This window comes from Microbulbifer regidiadema (SeqCode), from assembly GCF_052466995.1.
On the sequence record NZ_CP174297.1, the window covers coordinates 3,742,089 to 3,764,573 of the forward strand.

General features: G+C 48.4%; 16 protein-coding genes. All 16 read left to right on the forward strand.

Annotated features, from left to right (window positions below; all coding sequences use genetic code 11):
- Positions 1–77 precede the first annotated feature (77 nt).
- Positions 78–2,015: a type VI secretion system-associated FHA domain protein TagH gene (gene tagH, locus ACJJIK_RS16380; protein ID WP_444943356.1), complete on the forward strand. Its 1,938-nt coding sequence runs from the start codon at positions 78–80 to the stop codon at positions 2,013–2,015.
- Positions 1,993–2,652, forward strand: coding sequence for a type VI secretion system lipoprotein TssJ (tssJ, locus tag ACJJIK_RS16385; protein WP_444929351.1), 660 nt, complete (start codon positions 1,993–1,995; stop codon positions 2,650–2,652). The genes tagH and tssJ overlap by 23 nt, the downstream gene beginning before the upstream one ends.
- A gap of 52 nt (positions 2,653–2,704) precedes the next feature.
- Positions 2,705–4,042: a type VI secretion system baseplate subunit TssK gene (tssK, locus tag ACJJIK_RS16390; RefSeq protein WP_444929352.1), complete on the forward strand. Its 1,338-nt coding sequence runs from the start codon at positions 2,705–2,707 to the stop codon at positions 4,040–4,042.
- 1 nt (position 4,043) lies between these two features.
- On the forward strand, positions 4,044–4,907 hold the full coding sequence (gene icmH / locus ACJJIK_RS16395; RefSeq protein ID WP_444929353.1) for a type IVB secretion system protein IcmH/DotU: 864 nt from the start codon (positions 4,044–4,046) through the stop codon (positions 4,905–4,907).
- Between the two features lie 57 nt (positions 4,908–4,964).
- The gene (tssM, locus tag ACJJIK_RS16400) at positions 4,965–8,507 is read left to right on the forward strand and encodes a type VI secretion system membrane subunit TssM (protein WP_444929354.1); all 3,543 of its coding nucleotides are present in this window, start codon (positions 4,965–4,967) and stop codon (positions 8,505–8,507) included.
- Positions 8,508–8,521: 14 nt separating this feature from the next.
- Positions 8,522–9,199, forward strand: a complete 678-nt coding sequence (tagF, locus tag ACJJIK_RS16405) for a type VI secretion system-associated protein TagF (protein ID WP_444929355.1) — start codon at positions 8,522–8,524, stop codon at positions 9,197–9,199.
- 16 nt (positions 9,200–9,215) lie between these two features.
- Positions 9,216–9,941 carry a SapC family protein gene (locus ACJJIK_RS16410; RefSeq protein ID WP_444929356.1) on the forward strand — a complete coding sequence of 242 codons (726 nt, stop codon included), beginning with the start codon at positions 9,216–9,218 and terminating at the stop codon, positions 9,939–9,941.
- Positions 9,942–10,270: 329 nt separating this feature from the next.
- The gene (locus ACJJIK_RS16415) at positions 10,271–10,867 is read left to right on the forward strand and encodes a hypothetical protein (protein WP_444929357.1); all 597 of its coding nucleotides are present in this window, start codon (positions 10,271–10,273) and stop codon (positions 10,865–10,867) included.
- Positions 10,868–11,051: 184 nt separating this feature from the next.
- A complete protein-coding gene (gene tssA / locus ACJJIK_RS16420; protein WP_444929358.1) occupies positions 11,052–12,350 on the forward strand; it encodes a type VI secretion system protein TssA in 1,299 nt (432 codons plus the stop codon).
- A gap of 50 nt (positions 12,351–12,400) precedes the next feature.
- Positions 12,401–12,922, forward strand: coding sequence for a type VI secretion system contractile sheath small subunit (gene tssB / locus ACJJIK_RS16425; RefSeq protein ID WP_444929359.1), 522 nt, complete (start codon positions 12,401–12,403; stop codon positions 12,920–12,922).
- Positions 12,919–14,406, forward strand: a complete 1,488-nt coding sequence (gene tssC / locus ACJJIK_RS16430) for a type VI secretion system contractile sheath large subunit (protein ID WP_444929360.1) — start codon at positions 12,919–12,921, stop codon at positions 14,404–14,406. Before tssB ends, tssC (ACJJIK_RS16430) begins: the two co-directional genes overlap by 4 nt.
- Before the next feature lie 102 nt (positions 14,407–14,508).
- Complete coding sequence (gene tssC, locus ACJJIK_RS16435; protein WP_444943357.1) at positions 14,509–16,023, forward strand: type VI secretion system contractile sheath large subunit; 1,515 nt, start codon at positions 14,509–14,511, stop codon at positions 16,021–16,023.
- A 5-nt stretch (positions 16,024–16,028) separates the two neighbouring features.
- Positions 16,029–16,502 (forward strand): type VI secretion system baseplate subunit TssE, encoded by a 474-nt coding sequence (gene tssE / locus ACJJIK_RS16440; protein WP_444929362.1) that lies wholly within the window; start codon positions 16,029–16,031, stop codon positions 16,500–16,502.
- Positions 16,502–18,331: a type VI secretion system baseplate subunit TssF gene (tssF, locus tag ACJJIK_RS16445; protein WP_444943358.1), complete on the forward strand. Its 1,830-nt coding sequence runs from the start codon at positions 16,502–16,504 to the stop codon at positions 18,329–18,331. Before tssE ends, tssF begins: the two co-directional genes overlap by 1 nt.
- Entirely contained in the window at positions 18,295–19,425 is a 1,131-nt protein-coding gene (gene tssG / locus ACJJIK_RS16450; protein ID WP_444943359.1) for a type VI secretion system baseplate subunit TssG, read from the forward strand. The genes tssF and tssG overlap by 37 nt, the downstream gene beginning before the upstream one ends.
- Before the next feature lie 38 nt (positions 19,426–19,463).
- Positions 19,464–22,127 (forward strand): type VI secretion system ATPase TssH, encoded by a 2,664-nt coding sequence (gene tssH, locus ACJJIK_RS16455; RefSeq protein ID WP_444929365.1) that lies wholly within the window; start codon positions 19,464–19,466, stop codon positions 22,125–22,127.
- Positions 22,128–22,485 lie beyond the last annotated feature (358 nt).

Below are 22,485 nucleotides of genomic sequence, written 5' to 3' on the forward strand. Positions count from 1 at the left end.
TAGGGCTTTATAGCGTTGCACAGGCAACAAATTTACCTGAAGACTGTGAATAAACCACTATTGTGAGTCAGGAATAAATGGATCTAATTCTATCTGTATTGGCTGACCCCTCCGGCGCCAATATGCTTAAACATACAAAACTGTTCACGAAAGCTGGTGGCAGTCTGGGTCGCTCTGCCGATAATTATTGGGTTTTGCCCGATCCCGATCGAGTGGTGTCCTCAAAGCATGCTCAGATTTGCTTTGCTGAGAACCAGTATTTTCTAGTGGATACTAGTACCAATGGTACCTATTACAACGACTCGGAAAATCCGTTAGGAAAGGGCAATCAAGTCCCGTTAAAAGAGGGCGATATAATCGCTCTTGGGGAATATAAGTTAAAAGTTTCAGTGCGCAAGCCCAAAGAGGAGGGAGATCTTCCTAAAGGCCTGGGTAGTTCAGATATTTTCGATAATTCAGATCGAACGACATTCAGTGCGGATGCTATGGCAAAAATGAAAAACCAAGCTGATGCAAAGGAGCTGGATAGTTATCTTGTGCCGGGGTCCGGTGCCCCCGCCAATACTTCTGAAACCGGGGAGTGGGGGTCGATAGGGGCTAGCAGTCAAGTTAATACAGCAACGAGTGACAGCCTTATCACTGGGCAATCGGGCTCCTTAGACCCGCTCCTCGCCTTTGAGCAACCGGGCCTGGGCGGGGGCGCGCCAGAATCATCACTGGGTAGCCTCCTGCGCACCCCGGGCCAGCAGCAATCTGCTGATCAGTGGTCCTCCGATGACGAGTGGTGGAAAGAGGGTAGCGAAGAAGATCACGTGCCAGCCCACCAGCATTCGATGCAGGTAAATCCTTCGCAGGTGTTGGAAACTGCTGCTGAGACAGATTTACAGCCAGAATCTCCGTTGGTGCCTCGACCCCCAGCAGGAGGATTGGGGGAGATGCCGCAGCAAACTGTGGGGAACTCTATACCGCCGTCACAGTTCGATCAGCCCCAGCTGCAGCCAATAGAGCAGGCTCAGCAGTCCCAGTTTCCGCCAGTGCAGCAGCATTCCCAGTTGCCGCCAATAGAACAGGCTCAGCAGTCCCAGTTTCCGCCAGTGCAGCAGCATTCCCAGTTGCCGCCAATAGAGCAGCCTCAGCAGTCCCAGTTTCCGCCAGTGCAGCGGCATTCCCAGTTGCCGCCAATGCAGCAGCATTCCCAGTTTCCGCCAGTGCAGACCGGGCAGACCGGGCAGACCGGGCAGACTCCCCCGACTTTTAATCAGCAGTTAGTACCTCCAACCATGCAGGACAATTCCTTCGCAGACTCTTTTGCTGCGATGGAGGGACAGCAAGTGAATGGCACCCCGGGGTTTGGTTCCGGGCAGGCTTCCTCACCGGAGGACCTGGCTACCCAGGCGCAACAGTTCTCACACTTGCCCGAGCCTCCTGTTACTGGCTCCCCTGGGGGCAGTGTTTTAGCCTCCGCGCTGGGTTTAAATATGAATCCGGTTCAGTTGCAGCAGGCTGACCAGCAGGGCGCTGAAATTGTGCGAGAGACAGTGGCTCGTCTGATTGATCTTTTGCGTGCGAGAAACAGCATTAAGAATGAGCTGCGCGTGCAGAGAACCATGATTCAAACGGAAGCCAATAATCCGCTGAAATTTAGTGTGACTGAGCGGGACGCCCTGGAGGCTATGTTTGCCGGTACCGGTGCGTTTATGAATCCGGCTGAGGCGGTAAAAGATAGCTTTGATGATTTATCAGATCATCAAGTTGCGGTTTTGGCTGGTATGAGAGCCGGTTACAGCGCCATGCTCAAATTCTTTAGCCCGGAAAATATTGAGCGCAGGCTGGGAAATACCTCCAGTGTTTTTTCCAATAAAAATGCCAAAAAATGGGAAGGATTCACTGCAGTTTATCGGGAGTTGCTAGCTGATCCGGATAATTGCTATCGCAAGTTGTTTGGTGATGAATTTGCAGTGACTTATGAGAATCAGTTATCAGAGTTAAAAAATGCGCGAAGTATTAAAAATTAATAAATTGACGGAAAAGAAGGAGTTGCTTGTGTCGATTAAAAAATTATTTCAGGTCGGTTTAATTGCAGTTTTAGCCGTCGCTGTTGTCGGCTGTCAAACAACAAGGCGAACTTTAAATCTGGATACCAGCCTCGAATTGGTTGTGGATACACAAAATGATGTGAACCCGGATGATGATGGCCGCGCTTCGCCCGTCGTGATACGAGTATTTATGCTCGCGGATGAACGCCAGTTTGCCCGGGAAGATTTTCTTAATTTGTACGAAAACGCGCAGTCCCGCCTCGGTAAAGATCTGCTTGGCACTGTTGTTCTTAAAGAATTTGCTCCTGGAGAGCAGCGTATCGAAGAGCTGGCATTGACTCCAGACGTAAAATATATCGGGCTTTTGGCTGAGTTTGTACAGTATCAGGATGCCGAGGCATTAATGGTTTTACCGGTTACAGACCATAAAAAGAATACCTATGAGGTGTCGCTTGCCGATACTCGAATTGGTACCCCCGATGATATTGCCAAGCGTCGCCGGGCAAAACTGATTAGTCGCGATCGCGAAGATGGCAATGGAGATACAGTGACAATCTCCAAAGAAGATTACGAAAGAATGAAAAAAACGCTCCCTGATATGCAGCGGGCTCAGTAGGGCAAAAAATTGTGCCTCGGAAATATTATGCGAGCTTGTCTAAGGAACATTTATGTCGGCAAACAATAAAGTGATCTGGAGCGAGGGCATGTTTTTGCGCCCTCAGCATTTTCAACAGCAGGATCGCTATCTCGAACAGCTTGTCGAAGCGCGTACAGCGTCGCTCGGGCCTTATACCTGGGGGTTTGTGGAGCTGGCGATTGACAGTGAACCCTTATCGATGGGAAAAATTTCTCTATCGAGAGTCAAAGCGGTTTTCCCCGATGGCACACCGATACTAGCCCCTGAAAACGAGCATTTGCCGGACGTTCTGGACGTTCCGGTGAATACCCGCGATGAAATAGTCTACCTGTGTGTACCAATGAAGCGTCCAGGCAGTCAGGAGTCTATTCGGGACCAAGAGGACTTTCCGCAGGCGCGCTATCAAGCCTCAAATTTTGATGCCCGCAATAGTGCGGCATCATCCGGTGAGTCCGCACGAATTCAGGTGGGCAAATTAAGAGCTTGCTTGAAGTTGGGCAGTGACGACCTGAGTGGTTATGCAGCCATTGGTGTTGCTCGGATTAAGGAGCGCCAGCCGGAAAAACCGGTAGAACTGGATGCGGACTATATTCCTCCGCTGTTAAATGCGGAGACTTCTCCGGTAATCAATGCTTATATTGAAGAAGTTAAAGGGCTGCTCGATCACCGTGGCACGGCTCTTGGGCATCGCCTCAGTGACAGTGGCAGGAGTGGCTCGGCAGAAATCGCCGATTATTTATTGTTGCAAGTGATTAACCGCTTTGAGCCATTGTTAAAACAGATTACAGCTCAGCCTCGCCTGCACCCGCACAGCTTATTTCTCGAACTGCTACAGTTGGCCGGTGAGCTTTCGACTTTTACTTCAGCGTCGAAACGCCCCCCGGAAATTCCAGCCTATGCCCATGAAGATTTACAGCAGAGCTTTGCAGGAGTGTTTTCTGCATTGAGGCAGTCTCTTTCCACAGTGCTGGAGCAAACAGCGATCGCTATGGAGTTGGTACAGCGCAAGTTTGGCATTTATGTTGCGCCAGTAACCGATCCTTCACTATTAAAAACGGCCAGCTTTATTATGGCTGCGAAAGCAGATATGCCCGGTGATCTTTTGCGCAGCCGCTTTCCAACCCAGGCGAAACTTGCCCCTGTCGAGGCTGTCAGAGAACTTATTTCCGCTCAGTTGCCCGGCCTGTCTCTGCGCCCCCTGCCTGTGGCTCCGCGACAAATCCCATACCACGCCGGGTTTACTTATTTTGAAGTCGAGCGGAGCGGAGAGTTATGGCAGGCCATGACCCGCTCGGGCGGTTTTGCGGTACATCTTGGTGCCGAGTTCCCTGGGTTGACCATGGAACTCTGGGCCGTAAGGAACAATTGATATGAGTAATAACCATTTTACTCCGCCGCATGCTCCCAATGCCGGCGATAGAACCGTTTTGATTCCCACCCCCGGTGCTGCGGCAGCACCGGCGGCAGCACAAGCTCAGCCGCAATTTTTTGCTAGCCAGGATGCCCCAGTTGAGGTTCAGGTACGCAATAGCCTCAATCCTCTGGTATCAGCGGCCTCAAAATTGTTAGGCGTAATTATTAAATTACGCACAACAATGAATCATGCTAATGTGCCAGACCTGCACAAGCGTCTTACCACGGAGATCCAGAGTTTTGAACAGGAAGCAAAGCGACTCGCCTTAACACCCGAGTCAGTTTTGACTGCCCGTTACCTGCTCTGCACCGTTGTGGATGAAGTGGTTTTGACCACCCCCTGGGGCACCGCCAGCGGTTGGAGTCAGCACTCTTTACTCAGCCTATTCCACCAAGAGACTTTTGGTGGAGAGAAGTGTTTTGCCATTTTACAGCGCATGCTGGAAACACCTGCGAGTCACTTAGAGCTCCTCGAACTCTTTTATCTGTGCTTAAGCCTCGGCTTCCAAGGTAAGTATCGCCTGGTGCAGCGTGGACACGAACAAATAGAGCAAATTCGCGATGAACTCTATAGAACCATTGAGCAGCACAAGCAGCCGATGGACCGGGATCTTTCGCCGCGCTGGCAGGGATGTGTAGAGCGAAAATCCCGACTGATCCACTACATTCCCCTGTGGGTGATCATGAGTGTTGTGCTGGGGTTGCTAGTTGCAACTTATAGTGGTTATCGCTGGTGGCTCTATGAAACGACGACACCGGTCGCAGACCAAATTCTAGATTTGTCCAAGAGTGATAATGAGTCTCCACAGGGGGACGGCTAACACTCGGGCTGATATTGATCCGGGGCACTATCGATATCCCGGAAGATGGAGCAATTCATGAAACGTTTGCGTAATTTTTTTACCAATAAGTGGGTACTGGGGCTCATTGGACTGTCAGCTCTGTCCCTATTTATTTGGTTTGCGGCTGATTACATTAAATTTGGCAGTGATAACGCCACAATTCCTCATTCTATCCGCCTAACCGTTATTGTTTTTATTTTTGCTATTTGGCTGGTGTGGAATGTTAGCCAGTGGCTGGTAGAGCGGCGTCAAAATCAGGCCCTGATTAAAGGTATTGAGGAGTCGCAAGAAGCCGAGTCGGCAGATCCCGACGAAGAGCGCTCGCGGGAGGAGCTAGACGCTCTTTCTGGCCGCTTTCGCGAAGCCATGGGTGTATTGCGCAGTGCGCGGTTTAAATCCGAAAAAGGCCAGGTGTCCCTGTACCAACTTCCCTGGTACGTCATTATCGGCCCTCCGGGTTGCGGTAAAACAACAGCCCTGGTGAACTCTGGATTGGAGTTCCCCCTGGCGCAGAGTCACGGTAAAGAGGCCCTCGGCGGTGTGGGTGGCACCCGGAACTGCGATTGGTGGTTTACCAATGATGCGGTTTTAATTGATACCGCAGGGCGATATACCACCCAAGATAGTCATCGGGTTTACGATAATAGTGCCTGGAAGGCATTTTTGAGTTTGTTAAAACGATACCGCCGTCGCCGCCCGATTAATGGCGCCCTGGTTGCGATTAGTTTGCAGGACCTAATGGTGCAAACAGAGGAGCAGCGTCAGCATCAGGCCAAACTTATTCGCCAGCGCGTTAATGAACTACAGCAAGAGCTGGGTATACGCTTTCCTATTTATCTCACTTTCACTAAGTGCGATTTGGTTGCAGGTTTTACTGAGTTTTTCGACAACCTCTCTCAAGCTGAGCGGGAACAAGTCTGGGGCATGAGTTTTCCCCGTGAAGCGAATGCCACAGTTGGTGCTCCCCTCGACAACTTTAAAGCGGAATTTGAACAGCTGATAGAGCGTTTGAATCAGCGCGTTTTATGGCGTGTTCACCAAGAGAGAAACATAGAAAAGCGGGCGCTACTGCAAGGTTTCCCCGCCCGCATGGAAAGCCTGACCGAGATCCTTACCGATTTTGTCAAACAGACTTTTGGCCCCAATCGCTATGAAACGGTACCAATGGTCAGGGGGGTCTACTTTACCAGTGGTACTCAAGAGGGCAGCCCGGTCGACCGTATGATGTCTTCGGTAACGGCTGACTTTGGTTTGGAGCGCAGCGTAGGCCCCAAGTTCCAGGGGGTTGGAAAGAGCTTTTTCTTAAATCGACTGCTGAAGGATGTCGTTTTCCCTGAGGCTGAACTGGTGGGGGTTAATCGACGCATTGAGTCGGCGAATCTCTGGTTGCGCCGAGGCGTTTTTGCCACTTTGGGAGGCAGCTTTGTCGGTGCCCTTTTCCTATGGAGTGGCAGTCTCGCGCAGAATAAATTATCCATGGGTGAGGTTCGCGACAATCTTAGCGCCTACCAAAGCGCAGAGCAGGAGCTAAAAGGTAAAAGTATTACGTCTGTTAATGCCCTGCAGTTACTGGAGCCCCTCAAGCATGCCAGTGCAGTCTACGAACGCGAGGAGCACCCGTGGATTAGTAACCTGGGCCTATATGACACCAGGATCGATACTGCAGCGAATGAGCTCTATCGACATAAATTGGAGACTATTTACCTCCCCGCCTTGCTGCGCGATATTGAAACTGACCTCAGCCGCCTCGGCAGCAGTGATCCCGCTCTGGTCAGTACACTCAAAACCTACTTGATGTTCTTCAATACGGATAAGCTGGATCTTAAGACGATTGAGGATTATTACACCGCTCGCTGGGAGCGCCAGTTGCCAGGAGAGGCGGCGCAACAGGAAGAATTGCGCTATCACCTCGATCAGCTTTTTGCGCAACCTCTGCCCAGTTCACTTAAAGAAAATGAGAGAGTGGTGGCTCGCGCAAGACAACAATTGCGCCGTATACCGGTCCCGCAACGCTTGTTTGCCCAGTTGCAAAACAGTGATTTCGGACTGACCCCTGTAGATCTTTACCAGGAAATTGGCGGGGATACTGAGCAGATTTTTGGTATGGATGCGCGTAATCCACGCTTTACTACTCCCTTCCTCTACACCAAGGCTGGCTATAAAGAGTTGGATTTTGGTGCAGACTCCCAGCTAATGACAAACATGGCAGAGGAGCGCTGGATTTACGGTGGGGATCTGAATGGTGAGGACTTTACGGAAGCTGACCGGGAAAAACTCGGTGAGGAAGTAAAGCGGATCTACCTGGGTGAGTACTTACAGCGCTGGCAGAGCTTCCTCGGCGGGTTCAAAATCCAGAGGTTCGGCAGCACTTCACAGGCACTGGATGTTTTGTCCAAACTGTCTGATCCGATTTATTCACCATTACTGGCGATTACGGAAATTGCTTCTGATAATACTCGACTGACTCTGCGCCCGGAGGTTCCGGTTGATGCCTCTGGAGTTCCGCTGCCGGTATCCAGTACTACCCGCAGGCTGGGTCAGGCTGCATTGGGCCAGGCTGCTGGAGCCCTACAGGAGCACTATAAACCCAATATTGTAGATGTTAGGTTTGAAGAGATTCAGCGAATTACCCAGAGCGAAAAGGGCCGACCTGCTCGAATTCAGGAGTATCTGACAACGATCAACCAAATTCAGGAGTACCTGACTGAGATTGATAGTGCTCCCGATTCTAATCAGGCCGCTTTTGGCCGTGCCAAGGCGCGTTTTGCCGGTGGTAGTGACGCTATTAAGCAGCTCAGGGTCAAGGCGGCCAATGCGCCCGCGCCCTTTGACCAGTGGTTGACCGATATTGCCGATAGCGCTTGGGGGCTGGTGATGGCCAAGACCAAAGCGCATATCAATCGGGTTTGGCGCGAAGAGGTATACCAAAGCTATAGCAATAGTTTGGCAAACCGATATCCCCTGCGTAGTAGTCGTGAGCAGGAAGTACCGGTTATGGAGTTTAATCAGTACTTTAAGCCGGGCGGTATTGAAGAGCAGTTTGTGAACCAGTATCTAAAGCCATTCGTGGATACCAGAAACTGGCAAATTAAGTATGTCGAAGGGCAGGGCATCAGCCTTTCACGCAACGCGCTTTCTCAGTTGCGTAGAGCAGAACGTATTCGCAAAACCTTCTTTAGTGCCGGTGAAGGGGCCTCTTACTCCTTCCGTATTGAGCCGACAAAGCTGGATCACGGTGTCCGTCAGTTTGAGCTTGAACTGGGTGAGCAGCGAGTTTCCTATTCCCATGGTCCACAGACGACTAAAAGGTTGACTTGGCGAGGCGGTGAAAGTAATCGTGTACGAATCATTTTTGAGGATTTGAATGAAACAGTACACCGCAAACACTTTGAGGGGGATTGGGCCTGGTACAGATTGCTGGCCAGCTCAGACCTGCAGGCCGGGCGGAGTAATGCGGAGCATTTTGTGACTTTCTCTGAGGAGGGGCGCAAGGCTCAATTTAAATTAATTGCATCCAATGTAAACAATCCATTTGATCGCAGCTTGCTGGGCGGCTATCGGTGCCCCGAGACGCTGTAGGCGGAGTAAGTGATTTGCAAAATACAGTAGGTATTTTTGGTAAGTTGCCGGGGCACGGGGATTTCGTGCAGCGGCAACTCCCCGGTAGCTTTGTCTCCGTGTGGGATGGCTGGCTGCAGCGTGCGGTATTTGGTTCCCGTGAACTCGCAGGTCAGGAGTGGTTGGATTATTATTTGACTAGTCCGATTTGGCGATTTGTGCACTGTAAAGGGATTATCGATACCCATGCGTGGGCGGGTGTGTTAGTGCCCAGTGTAGACAGTGTAGGGCGATACTTTCCGCTGACATTTGCCGCTCCGTTGTCCCCGGTGGTGGATGCTTTTGCCTTTATGTCAGATGCCAAAAGCTGGTTTCAGAGCTTGTCTGAACTGGCAATTACAGCGTTGCAAAATATGCTGCATGCAGACCAGCTATGTGAAGCGTTTAGTGCCCCACCAGAAAGAGCTGGAATTATCTCCCTGCCCTCTGCGCAGGGAGACTTTATTGTAGCCAGTGGGCTGTCAAACAGTCTTGAGAGGGGTTTTGCCGGTTTGCTGGGGCAGATGAGTAAGAGTAATTATCCCACTTATAGTCTTTGGTGGAGTGAAGGATCACAACACGTGGCACCTACAACCTTACTTTGCTCGTCATTACCGAGCCCAGAACTTTACAGTTCAATGTTGGGCGTACGTTTGCAGCAGAGTATGAGCTAGGATTTTGGAGCGCAAAGTGAGACAGCTGACCATTCTGGATAAAAAAAAGCACCGCAGCTGCCGACTGCTTGAATTTGATCTTTCGCATAGTAAAAATTTACATATTTGCCCAATTGTACTGCCAGAGTTTGCGGCGATAGCGCGTGCTTGCCCCATTATATTTACCAAGTCGAAAGAGACGGGAAAGCTGGGAAGTTGTGCGCTGTTGGGTGTGAAGCCGGGTGAGAATCTTTTTTGGCAGCAGGGGCAGTGGCAGAGTGACTATATCCCTCTAGCGATTCGCAGTTACCCTTTTGGCTTGAAATACAGGCAGGGGGATCTTTCCAGTGCCTATGTTTGTGTTGAGTCATCCCTATTGTCTGTAGGTGATAGTGCTTCTCAAGGCAAGAATCTATTTGAGCGCAATGGACAGCCCAGTAAGTACCTGCTGGATAATCAGCGTCGCCTGGAGACTATACACCTTCAGAAATTGCAGGCGTGGAAATTTGTGGAGTTTCTTCAGCAGTTAAATTTACTGGTTGAAAAAGAAATAAATATAGATCTGCCAGGCGGAGTCAAGCATAAATTCAGGGGTGTTTATTGCGTTTCGGAAGAAAAACTGGGCAAGCTTGGGGATGCGGATTTCTTGAAGTTGCGTGATACAGGTTGCCTGCCCTTTATTTATGCACATTTATTTTCCTTGCGTCAGTCAGAAAATTTGAGCGTATTACATAAAAAAAATCACGCAAAAACGCTGCATTGATATGACGCTAGCGTTTTATTTTTATTTACTAATCACTGATTACTCCAGGGCGTCTGGCTAAGAAAGTGTACCCAACCTGATTGAGATCAGATTGGGTGTATCAGAGGCCCTGGTTGACTAAAAAGGTATCAGAGCAGGAAGCTAAGGTTACTGATATGTCTTACCGGATAATTTTCACTGGGAGGATAAGGGGCTCTGTAGAGCGGCGATATGCAATAGCTGCACTGGGGCGTGAATTTGGTTTGGATTTTAGTCAGATTAAGGGACTTTTGACCGGGGTAAAATCGCAAATTAAAACGACTGATAATAGAACAGAAGCATATCAACTTATGCAAAAGTTCTGGGAGGCTGGATGGCATACGCAGCTCTGTCTGGGTGATCATTTAATACACTGTACTGAAAAGTCCAGTAATTGCGGCGATCCCCCGCTGCCGCCAGTGCTTGAGTTTCTGGAAGGTGTAGGGGGGGCAATCTCTATTGGTGTCCCTGCCGGTTGGCGGGAATTTAATAACCTGAATAGGGAGGCGGTGATCCAGGCGGGAAGCTCAGAGTTAAGTCGTTATTTGATTGTATTGAGGCAGGATCGAAGTCAGCTGCCCCAACAATTATCGCTTGAACAATTTGGCAGGGCTCAAATACAGCAATGTCTAACCCGGGTGAAGGATGGGGTTCTGATATCGGGGCCCGAGCCTTTGATGGGTAATCGCCGAGATGGTCATATTTATGAAATGTGCGCTGATGTTGCAAACACCCCGGTCCGCTATCTGGTCACATTTTTCCAGTGTCAGAGTAGTTTCTACTCTGTATTTTTATGGTCTTCTCAGGAGGGTTTTGAAAAGAGTAGGTCCGAGTTTTTACATATCCTGGCCACCTTTAAAGTTGTGACCAGCGTAGACAGTTGCGATTCAACCGTAGTTCCTATGTAATAGCTTGGAATAAGAAGCCAAAATCTAACAAAAATAAATAGCGTAAAATGGTCAAGTGTCTATGTTTTTTCAAGCTAATAGCTATTAAGCGTACTATTTACCTTGATTAGATAGCTACAACGTGTACTCTTCTCAGAATTCTGATTAAAGGATTTGATTTGATTTGGTTTAAGGGCCTTTTTTGATGGCATTCCCAAACACGATAAATATCGATGAATTAGTTGCTCCAATCTCAGAGGATAACCCCGTAGGGGAAGATATCCGCGAGGATCGTTCGCCAACTTCTGACTACTACTCGATCAAAGATGCGCGCAACAGTGCGCGGGCCGCTGAGCGCTCTGCAATGTTTGATGATGCAGATACTGACTTGCTAGCGCCCTGGCGAGATGTAGCGAAAGTGGCTGAGAATATCCTCAGTAAAAAGAGTAAAGACTTAGAAGTTGCCAGTTGGTATACCGAGGCCTTGATTCGCCTGCACGGCTTTGTCGGCCTTAGAGATGGCTTACAGCTGATTGACTCGCTGGTAGAGCAGCATTGGGAAGGCCTGTACCCCCTGCCCGATGAAGACGGCCTTGAAACCAAGGTTGCCCCCTTAACGGGCCTTAATGGTGATGGCGGTGATGGCACCTTGATGATGCCAATTCGCAGTGCTGCTATTACTCCAGAGGGGGATTATGGGGACTTCTCATTCTTCCAGTTCCAGCAGGCCCGGGATGCTGACAAGCTAACGGATGAGGATGCGAAAACTGCCCGCATAGAGACACTGGGCTACAGTTTCGAACAGGTTGAGCAATGTGTAAATAGTGCGAGTGCCGAATGGGCACAAAACCTGATTCAAACTATTGAAGGGGCACTTGAGTACTTCAAGGCAATCAATAACAATTTGCGTCAGAGCTGTGGCCACGATGCCCCTCCCACCACTAATATTTCATCCCTACTGGATGAGGTACTGCGAACAAGCCGCTTTGTGTATAAAGCTAAGTTGGAGTCGCTGGAGCAGACTCAAGTTGCGCAGGAGCCGGAATCTTCCGAAGAGCTTACGGGCGGTGGGACCCAGACAGAGGGGCCCGCAGTTGCTACTGTGTCTACAAGTGCCGTAGTTGTACCAACTGGCCCGGTAGTCTCCAGGGAAGATGCTCTGAAACTACTCGAGCAGGCGGCAAAGTACTTCCGTACCTACGAGCCTCATACGCCGCTGGCTCCGGGCCTGGAGCGGTTGATAGGCTGGGGACGCATGACCGTTTCAGAACTGATGTCGGAGCTACTGCCCGATGATCAGTCAAAGGCACTTTACTCGCAGTTGACGGGTGTTCGTCTCGATGGCACGGATACACAAAAATATATAACCCCACCAGTGACTACAGCTGGTACTTCATCAGCTCCAGCGGTTGCTGCAGATACACCGAGTGAGAGTGTATCTGAGCCTGCCCTTGATGAGGGTTGGCGTGAACCGCAAGAATCCAACAACAATGATGGTTGGTAATTGATAATTAACTAAGAACAGCAGTCCTAAAGTCGGAAAGGAGACCTTAGATGTCTGAAAGCATCCACAATAAACTTAAGCGTGTGCGCAAGCCGCGTGTACATATCACTTACGATGTCGAAACTAACGGGGCCGAAGTTAAGAAAGAGCTTCCTTTTGTGGCCGGCGTTATGGGTGATTACTCTGGTGATAACACCGAAAACCGCAAGGTGTTGAAAGAGCGTAAGTTTGTTCAAATTGACCGCGATAACTTCAACGATGTTATGGGTAAAGTTAACCCGAAGTTGAACCTTCAGGTAGAGAATGCTCTGTCTGATGACGGCAGCAAAATGGCTGTTAATCTCGACTTTAATCATATGGATGACTTCTCTCCTGAGAAAATTGTTGAACAGGTTGAGCCGCTCAAGCAACTGCTTGAGGCTCGCAGTAAATTGCGTGACCTACTGAGTAAAGCTGATCGTTCAGAGGAGCTTGAGAAGGTGCTTGAGGATATCCTCCAGAGTACTGAAAATGTCAGCGCAATTTCTGAACAGCTGGGTTTGGGTGAGGATAAAGGAGAAGATTCAGAATGAGCACTGAAGTAGAAAGCGTTGCAGGTGGTGAAGCTGAAGAGCAGTCAGCGAGCCTCCTGGATCAAGCCATTGCCGCAACCAAACAAACTGAGCCTCAAGAGGCGCAAGACCTACTTGCGAATTTAACTGAGCAAGTTATGAAGGGAACGGTCACCTGGGACCGTAACCTGACTCAGACCATCAAGAAGGCTGTTAGTGCAATTGACAAGGCTATGTCCAAGCAGTTGTCTGCTATTTTGCACGACGAGAAGTTTCAGAAGCTGGAAGGATCATGGCGAGGCCTGAATCATCTGGTAATGAGTTCTGAAACTGGCGCAACCATGAAGATCCGCATGCTCAACCTGAGCAAGCGTGAGCTGTTCCGCGATCTGGATAAGGCCGTTGAATTCGATCAGAGCCAGACCTTCAAGAAAATTTATGAAGAAGAGTTTGGCACTGCCGGTGGTGAGCCTTACGGTGTCATGATTGGTGATTTCGAGTTCACCAGTCACCCAGAGGACATCGACCTGTTAAGTAAGATGTCCAACGTTGCAGCAGCGGGCTTCTGTCCGTTTGTTGCGGCAGCCGGTGCCGGCATGTTTGGTTTCGATGACTACACAGAACTCTCCAAACCGAGAGACCTGGGCGGTATTTTTGAATCTGCCGAATATATTAAGTGGCGCAGTTTCCGCGATAGCGACGACTCCCGTTTTGTATCCCTGGTAATGCCGCGCACTCTGGCCCGTACTCCATACGGTGCTAACACCAAGCCGATTGAGGCTTTTGACTTCGAAGAGTTCGAAGTTGATGAAAGTGGTGTTTCGCGTCCAGCAGAGCACGATCAATACTGCTGGATGAATGCCTCATATGTTATGGGTACGACCATGACGAAAGCATTCGCCGAGAACTCCTGGTGTACCGCTATCCGTGGTGCTGAGGGTGGCGGTAAAGTAGAGGGCCTTCCATCTCATGTATTTAAAAGTGATGATGGTGACCTCGACCAGAAATGCCCCACCGAGATCGGTATTACCGATCGCCGCGAGGCAGAATTGAGTGCTCAGGGCTTCTTACCTCTGTGTCACTATAAGAATACCGATTACTCTGTATTCTTTGGTGCTCAAACTGCACAGAAACCCAAAATGTACGATGACCCGGATGCAACTGCCAACGCGTCTATCTCTGCACGCCTGCCTTACTTGATGGCGACCTCCCGTATTGCGCACTACCTCAAGGTAATGGCTCGCGATAAAGTGGGCTCTTTCATGGAAGCAAGTGACTGTGAGCGCTGGTTGAACAAGTGGATTTCTCAGTACACTAACTCCAACCCCGATGCCAGCCCTGAAATGAAAGCTAAATATCCGCTTTCTGAGGCGCGCGTAGAGGTAAAAGAGATTCCGGGTCAGCCTGGGTCTTACAGTGCTGTTGCCTATCTGAAACCCTGGTTGCAGATGGAAGAGTTAACAACATCCTTGCGTATGGTGGCAAATATCCCGTCTGCGGGATAATGCTTTGGACCCGCTCGGTAGAGTGGGTCCTCTCTTCACCTGGCCTTGGTCAAGGCCGAAGTTTTACTTTATTTAAATAATAATTCTTGTTGGAGTATGCCGGTGCCCCGTGTAGCACATGACAAAATATCGGAAGAGCAATCTGATGTTTTACCGGAGAAGTTGGCGAAAGGGCAGCAGAATGAACTACGCAAATTCCTACAGGAACCGGATGAACTTTTTGCTTTTGAATACTGGTTAACGGAATTATGCCCCTGTGCGAATAGAGAAAATTACTCTGTTCGTCAGTACCTTAGTAGAGTTATTAGTGAGTTGGATGAAATTATTTGCGACCAACTAAACTGTATAATTCACCACCAAAAATTCCAACGGCTTGAAGCGAGTTGGCGCGGGCTGTCCCTATTGGTATTCGACACCCCTCACTCTGAGAGTATTAAAATCAAACTCCTTGATGCCAGTTGGAAAGATCTCACCAAGGATATCGAGCGGGCCCCGGACTTTGACCAGTCAGGCCTATTTCATTTGGTCTACAACGAAGAGTTCGGCACCCCTGGAGGGGAACCCTTTGGTTTATTGCTGGGGGATTACTACGTATCGCACCGCCCCTTGCCCGATCATCCCTATGATGACGTGTTTACCTTACAGGGTATTGCACATACTGCCGCCGCAGCATTTGCACCATTTGTGTGTGCAGTCGCACCACAGCTATTTGGTATAGATCATTTTTCCGAGCTGGCAAAACCTATCAATTTCTCCGAGGTATTCCGTCAAAAGGAATATATTCGCTGGAACGGCCTCAGGGACTTGGAAGATAGCCGCTTTATTGCTTTAACCCTGCCGCAAGTCCTGTTAAGAGAACCATACAATGAAGAGTTCTCTTCATATCGCGGGTTGAGATTTCAAGAGCAGGTGCGGGCGTCCCATAGTCATAATTATTTATGGGGTAATGCCTGTTTTGCTTTGGGGGCTGTATTGCTGAGGGAGTTTAGTGAGGTTGGATGGTTTTCCCACATTCGGGGCGTTGCACGTGATCACCTGGGGGGAGGCTTAGTCACTCAGCTACCAATGATGCCTTATAGGCCAGATAGCACACCAGGAATGATCCGTATGTCCACCTCAATTCTGGTTACTGATTTCGCCGAGCGGGATTTAAGTGAATTGGGTTATGTATGTTTGAATCATTGTTATGATACCCCATACAGTGCCTTCAATAGTGTACCGTCACTGCAAAGACCAAAACAATATACTTCCAAGGCTGCTACAGCTAATGCCCGTATTAGCTCTATGCTTCAGCAAATACTTTGTGCCTCCCGTTTTGCTCATTATATCAAGGTAATGATTAGGGATAAGGTCGGTGCCTATATGAATGCCGCTGATTGTGAAAGACAATTACAGAGCTGGCTTAACGAATATACAACAGGCAGAGATGACCTCTCCTGGGAAATGCAGGCTCGATATCCCCTGCGGGAATCCCGTGTTCAAGTTAGCGATGAGCCAGGTAAAGCGGGTAGCTATCAAAGTGTTATCCATCTCAAGAGCCATTATACCGTTGACCACCTTGTATCCGAGTTGAAGCTTACAACAGCATTGGCAACAATTGGCGTTGGAGGTTCTTAACGATTATGGCGAGAGAAAAACGTTTACTGGCTCCGGTATTGGATCGCTTATTAGAATCTTCCAGCAGGCTGGATGTGCATCAACCTCACCAAGTGTTAAGGCAGTTGCGAGAGGGGGTGCGTCGTGATTTGGAGTATTTGTTCAATACGCGATTTAAATGTATTTCCGCACCCAGTACCCATGAAAATTTACAGCAATCAAATATCAACTACGGTTTACCGGATTTGTCGACGGTAAACCTGTCTTCAGCAATTAGCCGCAAGCAATTCTGCCGGGATATAGAAAAAACTATATTGGGTTTCGAACCAAGGATACGTTCAGTCAAAGTAACTACCCAAGATAAAGTGGATGTCGAGGATCCCAGTATACGTTTTCGTGTTGAAGCAATGTTACATGTAAATCCGGCATCAGAAATTATTGTATTTGATTCGGCACTCAACCCAGTTACCCAGCTGGTAGACGTGTCTGAGATTATGTAATGAGTGAAAAATTAATAGATCTCTACGAGCGCGAACTCGCATTTATTCAGCAGACCTCTGCTGAGTTTGCAAAAATGCACCCTGCTGCGGCATCCAGACTCCAGTTGGATGCAGACACGGTAGATGATCCTCTGGTAGGGCGACTGCTATCCGGAGTCGCTTATATGAATGCCCGGGTGCAGCAAAAGCTCAGCGATGACTTTCCAGAGCTAACCGATGCCATGCTGGAGACGCTGTATCCTCACTATCTTCGCCCTATACCTTCCTGTGCTATTGTCCAATTTGAACCAGAGAAGGATTTGGATGCGATAACCCCAGTAGAAAAAAATACTCTATTGGAAAGTGACAGTTTTCAGGGGCAAACCTGTCGCTTTACGACCAACTACCCGGCGGAAATTTGTCCGTTCCAGGCGGTTAGCGCCAGTCTGATGCCTAGACCATTTATTGCTCCAGGCTGTAATGATGTCCAGGGGGCGAATGCGGTTCTTAAGCTTTCACTGAAGACGTTAAGTCCAAGTATCAAGTTTTCCGAGTTGAGCCCGCAAAAGTTGCGCTTTTTCCTGCGCGGTCAGCCATCTCACATTCATAGTTTGTATGACCTGCTTTTGAGCAAGTGTGTAAAATTGGTTGTGGCCAGTGGAGAAAGTGATCCAAAGCCAACTTTTCTTTCAGCAGATGAAATCAGTCAAGTGGGGCTTAACCCGGATGAGGGTTTACTGCCATATCCCGATACGGCATTTATTGGCTATCGACTGCTAACAGAGTATTTTGCTTTCCCAGAAAAATTTCTATTCTTAGATATATTAAATATTGGTAAAGCCCTGAATGATAGTTATGGGGATACGTTAAATCTCTATTTTTATCTGTCTGAAACCCATGAAGAGCTAGAAAAGCAGTTAAGTCCTAGCATGTTTGCGTTGGGATGTACTCCGGCGGTAAATTTATTTCAGCAAAGTGCAGATCCAATTCCTCTCAGTCACGCCCAGTATAGTTATCATGTTATTCCCGATGCGCGTCGCAGAGATGGTTTGGAAATATATTCTGTTGATGAGGTTGCGGCTACTGATGGTGATGGTGAGACAACCAAGTATCGACCTTTCTATGGTATTCAGCACAGCCAATATCACGATGACCAATCGGCATTTTGGTTTAGTCGTCGCAGAGATGTCATCGAGGGTGAGCACCGAAATGAGCAGGCGTCTGAAATTGATATCAACCTGGTTGATCTAAATTTCAACCCTCACAGAATTAGTGATCAGACGCTAGATATTAAGCTGACTTGCTGTAATCGAAATTTGGCTAAGAAACTGCCTAGTGGAAATTCACAACCCTACCTTGAGGTTGTTGATGGCGATTTGCCCACAGCTAGAATTAGCTGTGTCGTTTCTCCAACCGCAACACTACGACCACCGCGAAGAGAGCGGGGATATTGGCGATTGATCTCTCATCTCAATCTTAATCACCTGTCGCTGTCAGGAGCGGGTGGCTGCAACGCATTAAAAGAAATTTTTAGGCTTTATGATTTTCGCGACTCGGCAAGTACGCGTAACCTGATTGAGTCGCTGTTAAAGCTGAATACAAAACCTGTTACTGCACCTATTCAGATAGACCAAAGCGTAGTTTTGTGTCGCGGTACAGAGGTTGAAATTGAACTTGATTCGATGATGTTGAATGGCACAAGCCCCTTATTATTTGCCAGCATAATAGAGCGTTTTTTGGGGCTATATTGTTCGATTAATTCGTTTACAAAACTGATTGCTACGATGAGTGGCAGAGATGGAGAGTTGAAACGATGGCCACCTCGCGCCGGCGAAAAAGCTTTACTGTAATCGAACGATTGCGCCGAGAGCCTTATAGTTTTGATTTTTTTCAAGCGGTAAGGCTGGTCGAGCGTGCGGTCCATTTGGCTGGTACCGATTTTAGTAAAGAGCCAATAGCAAGTGCAGCTCCACCGGCTAAAGAGTTTATACGCTTTAGTGCCCAATCTGGTTTGTCTTTTGTAAGCTCGGATGTTCTGCGTTTAGAGAAAGATACCGTCGAGGGTGAAGAGCTCGGCGAAGAGAATTCTCAGCAGTGGCATATGGAGGTGGGGTTCACAGGTCTAATCGGTAGCCAGGGGGTAATGCCTTATTACTTAACCGAATTAGTGCAAAGGGAACTACGCGAGAATAATACTGCACTTCGTGATTTTATCGACATGTTTAATCACCGCAGTATTTCACTTTTTTACCAAGCTTGGCATAAGTATCAGCTGCCGGTGAACTATGAGCGGCAGCGCCTGCAAAACTCCACCGCTCCTGATAAATTTACTCAGGCACTTGCGTCTCTGGCAGGGCTTGGTACTAGTGAGATGCGTTACCGGATGCCGATACCAGATGAAGCTCTGGTGGGAATGGGGGGGTATCTTTCCAGTGGACGCTGTTCGGCCACTGCTCTATCCGGCATGATTAAACATTATTTTGATTTATCTGTGCGTATAGAGCAGTTTCAGGGGCAGTGGGATGAATTGCCCAATGATATCTTGTGTCGCCTACCTTGTGTTCAGGCACCCAAAGGTATAAACAACTGTTTGGGCGTTAATGCAATTCTTGGGACACACTGCTTCCAAGCGCAGAACAAATTTCGAGTAATTATTGATTCTATTCCTTATGAGCAATTTATGACGATTGCTCCAGGAACTAAAAAGTTAGAAGCGCTTAAGGAATTTATACATTTCAGTGCTGGTATTGAGTTGGATTTTGAGTTGTCAGTGACGCTTTTAACTAGCCAGGTAGCCCCTGTGCAGTTAAGTAGAAAAGCTGACAATGAACCTTTACTGGGCTGGAATACCCATATGGCTAGTGAGCAAGATGGTGATAGGTTAGTCCAGATTACCTTGAGTGCAGATAATATTTCACCCGATGAAGCTTTGCCTGCTGCATAAGTAAAATTAATAACATTATTTAGGAAAGGATAGTCAACGTGATCAATGTCGATTTGAAGAGATTGGTTGATACCATGACGCCGCATATGCGCGACTCACTTGAGGGCGCTGCCGGCCTATGTTTGTCACAAAATCAGTATAATGTTGAATTGGAACACTGGTTGCTGAAGTTACTGGACCAGTCTGATACAGATTTATTCCACTTGCTGGAAAAGCACGACTGTAATCCCGCCAACTTCGCCAAGCAATTAGCTACTGCGATAGCAAGGTTTCGGGCCGGTAGCAGCCGTCCCCCAGCGCTCTCTCCTACCATCGTAGAAGCGGCAAAGAATGCCTGGATGCTGGCTTCTATTGATTATGGGCATAGAGCAATCAGCTCTGGGCACTTTATTGCCGCGCTGCTATTGGAAGAGACTTCCCGCCGCCAGATTCTCGAGTCTTGTCCCGAGCTGAAAGAAATAGCCCCGGAATCAATTCGTGAAACCGCGCGAGCAATGTTTGGGCAGAGTGGTGAGTCCAGCCACATTAGTGCTACAGCGGATATGGGTGATGGCGCGGCAGCAGTTGCAGCAGCAGCTTCTAAGGCTCCAGCATTAGATAAGTACACGATCAACCTGACCGAAAGAGCAAAAAAAGGGGAGATTGACCCGGTACTTGGCCGCGATGAGGAAATTCGCCAGTGCATCGATATCCTGACTCGTCGCCGTCAAAATAACCCGATTTTGACTGGTGAAGCGGGTGTTGGTAAAACAGCGGTTGTTGAGGGTTTTGCGCTTCGCATAGCCAGTGGTGATGTGCCTGAGCCACTCCGTGGTGTTGCTGTACGCACCCTTGACCTGGGCTTGCTCCAAGCGGGCGCGAGTGTAAAAGGTGAATTTGAAAATCGTCTAAAATCTGTAATTTCAGAAGTACGCGCTTCCGCAACCCCCATTATTTTATTTATCGATGAAGCACACACGATGATTGGTGCTGGTGGTAAAGAGGGGCAGGGTGATGCGGCCAACCTGCTGAAGCCGGCCTTGGCTCGGGGTGAGCTGCGCACTTTAGCGGCTACAACTTGGGCAGAGTATAAAAAATATTTTGAGCGTGATCCCGCTCTGACTCGTCGATTCCAGGTAGTAAAAGTTGAAGAGCCCGACGAGAGCAATGCAATTGATATGATGCGAGGCATTGCGGCCTCTCTGGAAGAGCACCACAAAGTTCGAATTCTGGATGAGGCAATTATCGCCTCGGTCAAATTATCTCATCGCTATATCCCTGGGCGCCAGCTGCCAGATAAATCCGTCAGCTTGTTGGATACGGCCTGTGCTCGGGTGACTCTCAGCCAGTCGGCAACCCCTGGAGCCATTGAAGATGCGCGTATCAATATTGAGCGCACTAGTACGACTCTGGCTAAACTTGAGCGCGAAAATGCTGCAATGGGAGAGCACGAGGAGCAGTTGGAAGAACTGAGAGCCTTCAAGGCCTCAGAAGAACAGCGCCTGGAAACGCTGGAACAGCAGCTGGTTAAAGAGAATGAGCTGATCGAGCAGATCCAAGAGCTTCGCGATCAAATTGATAGTGAATTTATGAAGGCTCAGGGTGGAGAAGAAAGTCCAGATGAAGCACTGTTAGCGGACTATCAGCAACGGCTAAAGAGCTTAACAGCAGATTTGGAAGCTGTTCAGGGTGACACTCCGCTAATGCAGCCTGCGGTGGATGAGCAAGCTATTGCTGCTGTTGTCGCAAACTGGACCGGAATTCCTGTTGGAAAGATGGTGAGCGACGAGATTGTTGCGGTGAAAACGCTGTCTGAGCGCTTGAATAAGCGGGTTATTGGGCAACCGCATGCTATTGAAGCTGTAGCTCAAGCCATTCGCACTTCTCGTGCAGGTCTAACAGACCCGCGTAAGCCCGTGGGCGTCTTTATGTTCTGTGGTACGAGTGGTGTCGGTAAAACCGAGACCGCCCTTGCTTTAGCAGATGAGCTATTTGGTGGTGAGCAAAATATTACCACTATCAATATGGCGGAATTTAAAGAAGAGCATAAGGTTTCCATGCTCTTGGGCTCTCCTCCCGGCTATGTAGGCTATGGTGAAGGTGGTGTTCTTACTGAGGCTGCACGCCGTAGACCTTATTCTGTAATTCTATTGGATGAAATGGAAAAGGCGCACCCCGGCGTACAGGATATTTTCTATAACCTTTTTGATAAAGGTACCATCAAGGATGGTGAAGGGCGGGATATTGATTTCAAGAATACCGTTATCATTATGACCTCTAATGCGGGCGAGGATGCTATTCGGGCTATATTTAACCAGGTTGAAGAGAAGCCCGAGCCAGATGTATTAATGGATAATATCCGCCCGCATCTGTTGCAAAAATTTAAGCCTGCATTCCTGGGGAGAGCCAATGTAATTGCTTACTATCCTCTAGATGATGAGAATCTGGTAGAAATCTGCAAAATTAATATGCGCAAAATTGAGAAGCGAGTTCATGAGCATTATGGTGCTTCCTTTAGCTATGATGAGGATGTCTTAATTAATATTGTCGCTCGTTGTCATGAAGCTGATACCGGTGCCCGTAATATTGAAGTTATTCTAAATAAAACGCTGTTGCCTGAGTTGGCCGGCCAGTGCCTAGATAAAATGGCACGTGGCGAAGAGGTTAAGGCAATTAAGGTTTCCTCAACGGAGGACGGGGACTTTAGCTACGCGGTAGAATAGAGAAGTATAAGTTGGCCCAGTAGTGACTTTGATTGCATTTCATTGCTGGGCTAGCTATCACTGATACAAATAATTTTAACGTGTAACTGTCGATTTTGCCTGTCAGCTTTTACCTCTAATTCGAATACTAAACAGTATATGTATAAAAATGTTATGCATATAAGTGAGGCGGCCATATTTCAGTCCATATAACGGGAAATTCGATAAGTTATTCTGGCCTGCAGATAAATTATAAAATCATAACCAAATATCCCTGCTAATTTCATTGGTTTCTCTCAGGCATATCGAAAGGTAAAGGTCCGCCTGTAATTTTTTATCTGTATTGAGGATTTTTATGTGCTCTGCATGGTTGCTTTTA

What these genes read in the sequence shown, in the direction of transcription:
- tagH (WP_444943356.1), top strand. Translation starts at nt 78, where the DNA reads ATGGATCTAATTCTATCTGTATTGGCTGACCCCTCCGGCGCCAATATG.
- tssJ (WP_444929351.1), top strand. Translation starts at nt 1,993, where the DNA reads ATGCGCGAAGTATTAAAAATTAATAAATTGACGGAAAAGAAGGAGTTG.
- tssK (WP_444929352.1), top strand. Translation starts at nt 2,705, where the DNA reads ATGTCGGCAAACAATAAAGTGATCTGGAGCGAGGGCATGTTTTTGCGC.
- icmH (WP_444929353.1), top strand. Translation starts at nt 4,044, where the DNA reads ATGAGTAATAACCATTTTACTCCGCCGCATGCTCCCAATGCCGGCGAT.
- tssM (WP_444929354.1), top strand. Translation starts at nt 4,965, where the DNA reads ATGAAACGTTTGCGTAATTTTTTTACCAATAAGTGGGTACTGGGGCTC.
- ACJJIK_RS16415 (WP_444929357.1), top strand. Translation starts at nt 10,271, where the DNA reads ATGCAAAAGTTCTGGGAGGCTGGATGGCATACGCAGCTCTGTCTGGGT.
- tssA (WP_444929358.1), top strand. Translation starts at nt 11,052, where the DNA reads ATGGCATTCCCAAACACGATAAATATCGATGAATTAGTTGCTCCAATC.
- tssB (WP_444929359.1), top strand. Translation starts at nt 12,401, where the DNA reads ATGTCTGAAAGCATCCACAATAAACTTAAGCGTGTGCGCAAGCCGCGT.
- tssC (WP_444929360.1), top strand. Translation starts at nt 12,919, where the DNA reads ATGAGCACTGAAGTAGAAAGCGTTGCAGGTGGTGAAGCTGAAGAGCAG.
- tssE (WP_444929362.1), top strand. Translation starts at nt 16,029, where the DNA reads ATGGCGAGAGAAAAACGTTTACTGGCTCCGGTATTGGATCGCTTATTA.
- tssF (WP_444943358.1), top strand. Translation starts at nt 16,502, where the DNA reads ATGAGTGAAAAATTAATAGATCTCTACGAGCGCGAACTCGCATTTATT.
- tssG (WP_444943359.1), top strand. Translation starts at nt 18,295, where the DNA reads ATGGCCACCTCGCGCCGGCGAAAAAGCTTTACTGTAATCGAACGATTG.